The 5246-nt window shown below is 72.7% G+C and carries 5 protein-coding genes; all 5 read right to left on the bottom strand.

Annotation, left to right across the window (positions count from 1 at the left end; all coding sequences use genetic code 11):
* Positions 1-49: 49 nt before the first annotated feature.
* Positions 50-772 (bottom strand): FAD:protein FMN transferase, encoded by a 723-nt coding sequence (locus DKL51_RS01310; protein ID WP_109945358.1) that lies wholly within the window; start codon positions 770-772, stop codon positions 50-52.
* A gap of 53 nt (positions 773-825) precedes the next feature.
* Positions 826-1395, bottom strand: coding sequence for an FMN-binding protein (locus DKL51_RS01305; protein ID WP_109965106.1), 570 nt, complete (start codon positions 1393-1395; stop codon positions 826-828).
* A gap of 16 nt (positions 1396-1411) precedes the next feature.
* Positions 1412-2755: a ferredoxin reductase family protein gene (locus DKL51_RS01300; RefSeq protein WP_243420684.1), complete on the bottom strand. Its 1344-nt coding sequence runs from the start codon at positions 2753-2755 to the stop codon at positions 1412-1414.
* A gap of 71 nt (positions 2756-2826) precedes the next feature.
* On the bottom strand, positions 2827-3390 hold the full coding sequence (locus DKL51_RS01295) for a DUF1501 domain-containing protein (RefSeq protein ID WP_243420683.1): 564 nt from the start codon (positions 3388-3390) through the stop codon (positions 2827-2829).
* A 138-nt stretch (positions 3391-3528) separates the two neighbouring features.
* Positions 3529-5246, bottom strand: a 1718-nt coding sequence (locus DKL51_RS01290) for a DUF1800 domain-containing protein (protein WP_148097698.1), incomplete at its 5' end; no start/stop codon positions are given.

Below are 5246 nucleotides of genomic sequence, written 5' to 3'. Positions count from 1 at the left end.
CACCACCCACCGCCCCCTCCGCTGACCGTCGACGGCGGGCGCTCCGGGGTCAGTCGGTCAGGGGAAGGTCGGTGGAGTGGAGGAGACGGGCGTCGTCGGTGACGACGGCGTGCCGGTGACCCGGGAGGCGGTCCAGCCAGCCGATCCCGGCCGGGCCCATCGCCACGGCGGCGGTGGCGTACGCGTCGGCGACGCCGAGATCGGGGCCGACCACGGTGACCGAGCGCAGGCCCCGGGCCGGGGCACCCCGGCGCGGGTCGAGCACGTGCTCGCCCCGCTCGTAGACGCCGGAGGTGGCCACCGCCAGGTCGGTGCCGCTGAGCACCAGACAGATCGCCGTCGGATCCCACGGGTGCCGGACGCCGATCCGCCACGGCTCGCCGGAGGCGGAGAGCCCGCGTACCCGGACGTCCCCGCCGGCGTTCAGGCAGTGGTTGACCGCTCCGGCGGCGAGCAGCCGGTCGGAGGCGACCTGCGCCGACCAGCCCTTGACGTAGCCGGACGGGTCCAGCCGGCCGGTGGCGTACGCGTCGAAGTACCCGTCGGTCTCCCGCCACAGGTCGGCGCAGCGCTCCACCACCGCCCGCAGGTCGGCCGACGCCTCGGCCAGCGGCAGCTCACCCCGGTCCAGCCGGCACACCTCGCTGTCCTCCCGGTACGTGCTGAACCGGGCGTCGACCGCGCGGAGCCAGGCGAACGTCTCCTCGGCCAGCGCGTGCAGCGTCGCGGCGGGCAGGTCGTCGGCCAGGTCCAAGCTGATCGCCGTACCCATGACGTGCTCGACCCGGCGCAGACCCGGACGGGCCAGGGGCGCCTCGGCCACCCTCAGGCCTTGTCGATCGCGGCCTGCAACGACTGCTTGTACGCGTTGCTGGTGTAGGTGGCCCCGGAGACGGTGTTCAGGTTGGCGCTCTGCTTGGCCACCACCTCGCCGGAGGTGCCGCTGTACTGGGCCTGCACGGCGTCGCTGCGCATCGCCGAACCGCCGGACTGCGGCATGCCCAGGCCGGTGGCGTCCACGATCCGGGTCCCGGAAAGGGTGATCCGCACCTGGAGGGAGCCGTACTTGTAGCTGACCACCGGACCGGTCACCGTCCGGGTGGTGGTGGTCTTCGGCGCGCTGGTGGTGGTCTTCGGCGCGGCGGTCGCCTTGGCGGTGGTGCTGGTCTTCGTGCCCGAGGTCCGGCTGGTGGTGGGCTCCGCGCTCGGCCGCACCGACGCGGGCCCGGTCGTCGAGTCCCCCGGGCCCGGGGTGAGCCGGGGGCCGGGCGCGACGGACGCCTGGTCGGCGGGGAGGTCCTGGGCGACGTGGCTGGCGCCCGGCGATCCCTTGAGCACCACCAGGGCGGTGGTGCTGGCGGCCAGACCGGTGATCGCGAGGACGGCGCGACGCATGCGAGGAGGACCCCTTCTACAGCTCGAACGTGGCCAGGTGGATCTGCCGTCGGGGGACGCCGGCCTGGCGGAGCACCCGGACCGCCTCGTCGACCAGGCCGGACGGTCCGCAGAGGTAGACGTCCCGGCGGGTCACGTCGGGGACCAGCCGGCGCAGTCCCTCGGGGCTCATCACCTGGCGGGGACCGGAGTCGTTGCGGGAGCCGATGACGTACCAGACCGAGGTGTGCCGGGCCTGGGCCAGCCAGTCCAGCTCGCGGTGCATGAGCACGTCGGCCGGGGTACGGGCGCGGTAGATCAGCGCGGCACCGGCGGGCAACTCCTCCAGCATCGCCCGCAGCGGGGCGATCCCGCTGCCGCCCGCGATCAGCAGGGCCCGCTCGCGGGTCCGGTGGGCGGCGGTGAAAGTGCCGGACGGGCCCTCCGCCCAGACCCGGGTGCCCGGTTCGAGGTCCCGCAGGTCGGCGGTGTGCGAGCCGACCACCTTCACGGTCAGCCGCAGCCAGCGGTCGTTCCCGGCGGCGGAGAGCGAGAACGGGTGCGACTGCCACCAGCAGCCGGGGTTCAGGAAGCGCCAGCGGAAGTACTGCCCGCCGAGCAAGTCGATCTGGTTGAGCCGGCGGCCGGTCAGGTAGATCGAGATGGTGTCCGGGCTCTCCGCCACCACGTCGGCCACCCGCAGCCGGTGCCGCAGGTTGAAGCGCAGCGGGGCGACCACCCGGCCCCAGATCAGCGCGGCGAGCACCAGCAGGTACGCCGCGATCCAGCCGGTGCGCACCGGCCCGGACTCGAAGAGCTGCGCGCCGTTGCTGAACTGGTGGCCATAGCCGAGCAGCAGGACGGCGTAGCTGAACAGGTGCAGGTGGTACCAGAGTTCGTACGGCATCAGCCGGCGGACGGCCCGGATGGCGGTGAAGCCGACGGCCACCATGATCCCGGCGGCCACGAACGCGGAGACCATGTCCTCGTAGTCGCTCAGCAGGGTGCCGACCTCGCCGAGGATCGACTTCTTCTCCAGACCGGCGTAGGCCACCACGATCAGCGACAGGTGGGCGAGCACCGCGACGAGCAGGGTGGCGCCGATGTCGCGGTGCAGGCGGGAGAGGCGCTCCCCGCCCAGCCACCGTTCCAGCGCGCCGAGCCGGCTCATCATCAGCACCTGGACCAGCAGCAGGTACCCGGCGACCAGGCCGGTGATCCGCCCGGCCGCGGTCAGGGCGTCCGCGGTGCCGGCCAGCGACCCGGCCGGGGTGTCCAGCCACCAGGGCAGCACCGCGGCCACCAGGCCGAGCCAGAACAGGGCCGTCAGGGTGCGCCGGCCTGCGGGCCCCCGGCGCGGCAGGGCCGGCGGCGGGGACATGCGGGCAGCCGAACGGCCGCCGTGCGGGGACGTGGTCCCGGAACGGCGGCCGGCGTAGGTCTCCTGATATGTCACGCGTACAACTTCATGGGGGTGTATTTCCGCCGAGGGAAGATCCTGTCCACTTGTGCCGTCGTGAGCCCGAAGCGGCCCTGCGCCACGGACCCGTACACGTCGAACATGTTGTTGTACTCGGGTACGTCGCCGCTGTCCAGATCGTTCAACCCCCGCCATGATCCGAGCAGCGACCCAGCGAGCTTACGCCCGGACAGGATCGTCACCACACCCCCGTGTCCATGGTCGGTGCCGCCGCCGTTGGAGGCGACCCGGCGGCCGAACTCGCTGGACACCATGACGGTCACGTCGGCGGCCCGGTCGCCGAGGTCGGTGCAGAACGCCGCCAGCGCGCTCGCCAACTCGTTGAGCCGCCGCCAGAGCTGACCACCGGACCGGGTGCCCTGGTTCTCGTGGGTGTCGTAGCCACCCATGCCGACGGTGGCCACCCGCACGTTCGCCCCGCCCTTGATGAGCTGGGCGAGTTGCCGGAAGGCGTAGCCCACGCCTTCATAACGGACGCCCCGCGCGGCCTGGTACGGCCCGGCGGCGAGCCGCTGCGCGGCGGCCAGGGCGGCCATCCCCTCGCTGACCGCCTCCTCGACCGGGTGGTTGATCCCGGTGAACAGCCCCCTGATTGCCTTCTCGGTGGCGGCCCGGTACCTCTCTTCGCCGTTGAGCCGCAGCGAGCCGACGCTGGTTTCTCTCCATCGTCTGCCTCACCGAAGGTGGTGCTGGGGGGACGCGAGGATCGTCCGTGCGACCGCGACGATGGCCCCGTTGAACGTGGCGTCGACCTTCGCGGTCGCCGGCACCCCGGTGACGGCGAGGACGAGCGCCCTTTCCCTGGCGCTGAGCTTCTGGTGCACCAGCCGCTTCGCCAGCGCGTCCAGGTACGCCCCGGCGGTCCCCGGCGGGTCCGCGACCAGCCGCTCCGGCCTGGGGTACGTGAACCAGGTACGCGAGCCGGCGAGCAGTTCACCGGCCTCGTTCCAGCCGTTGACCATCGTCCCGGCCGAGGTCCAGGCGACGTAGACGTCCGGATAGCCGTCCGGGGTGGGCTGGCCCATCGGGTACTGGCCCAGCTCGCGCAGCTTGTCGTGGATCTGCCGCAGGGCCAGCGCGTACGGGGTGCGCCGGCCGTCGCCGGAGAAGCCGGGCGACGCCTCGGGGCGTACGCCGAGGGCGCGGTAGGTGGCGACCAGGTACCCCATCGGCCGGCGCACCTTCTGCCCCACCGCGGCCCAGAACTCCGACGAGCTGAACAGCGTCATCAGCACCGGCTTGATCAGCCCCTTGCTGGCCGTGTACGTCTTGGCCAAGCGGTCCACGAGGGACTTCGGCGGGGTGTCGGAGACGAACCGGGTGGCCAGGCTGCGGGCCACGTACCGGGCGGTCGACGGGTGCAGCGCCAGGTAGCTGATGTACCGGTCGATCACCGCGTCGGCCTGCTTCGGGTCGGCCGAGGCGTTCGGGTGGGTGAAGCGGAGGATCTTCACCTTGCCGAGGTAGTGCCGCTGCGGGCGGAAGACGTACCGCCCGCCGTCCACGCCCCGGCCGGTCTGCAGCAGCGCGGCCTGCCGGACGTCCTTCTCGGTGTACCCGCCGTCCACACCGACCGAGTACAGCTCCAGGTTCTCCCGGGCCAGGTTCTCGTTGACCGCGTCGGCCCGGGAGTCGTCCTGGTTCAGGTAGAGCAGCAGTGCCGGGTGCTTGTTCGCGGCGACCAGCATGTCCGGGTAGCTGCCGAGGGCGTGCCGCCGAATGACGTCCCGGTCGAAGGAGTTGCGGTACACCTCGCCGCCGTCGAAGTCCGCCGAGACGTGCAGGAAGTCGTTCCAGAAGTCGACCATCACCTCGTAGAGCTGGCGGTCGGACCAGATCTGCCGGGCGATGGTGGCGTCGACCGTCTCCTTCTCCGGCTGGGCGCCCCGCTGGTCGAGCTGGTCCCGCTGGTCGCGCAGTTGCTGCGGGGTCATCGTCAGGGTGGGCAGTTCGGCGAGCTTCAGCTCGGCCTTCGTCGGCGCGATCTTCTCCGGGTCGAGCTGCCAGCGGATCCAGCCGTCGATGCCGAGCCGCCTGATGTCGGCCAGCACCTTCGGCGTGGCCCCGAAGGTGGCCCGGCCGGCCAGGTCCCGGATCGGGTCCTTGGCGAGGACCGTCCGCACGGTCACCCCGGCCGCCGCCGCGGCGGCGGCCGGGCCGGCGAAGACCCGGCCGCCGGCCGGGGAGTTCTTCTTCATCGCCGCGCCCGCGCGGGAGCCCATGTAGCTCTCGTTCTGCTCGGGGTAGGTGCGCACCGTGCTCGGCTGCCGGCCGCTCGGCCGGGCGGCGGTGCCGTCGGTGGCGGCGGTTCCGGTGGCGTCGCCGGCCTCCCGCTCGTCGCCGAAGAGTCCGCGCACCTGGGGGGACATCGCCAGGGCGGCGCCACCGGAAC

Source organism: Micromonospora globispora, from assembly GCF_003857015.1.
GTDB classification, from domain to species: Bacteria; Actinomycetota; Actinomycetes; order Mycobacteriales; family Micromonosporaceae; genus Micromonospora; species Micromonospora globispora.
The sequence above is the reverse complement of the archived record's forward strand: the minus strand, read 5'-3'. Positions and strand labels throughout refer to the sequence as shown.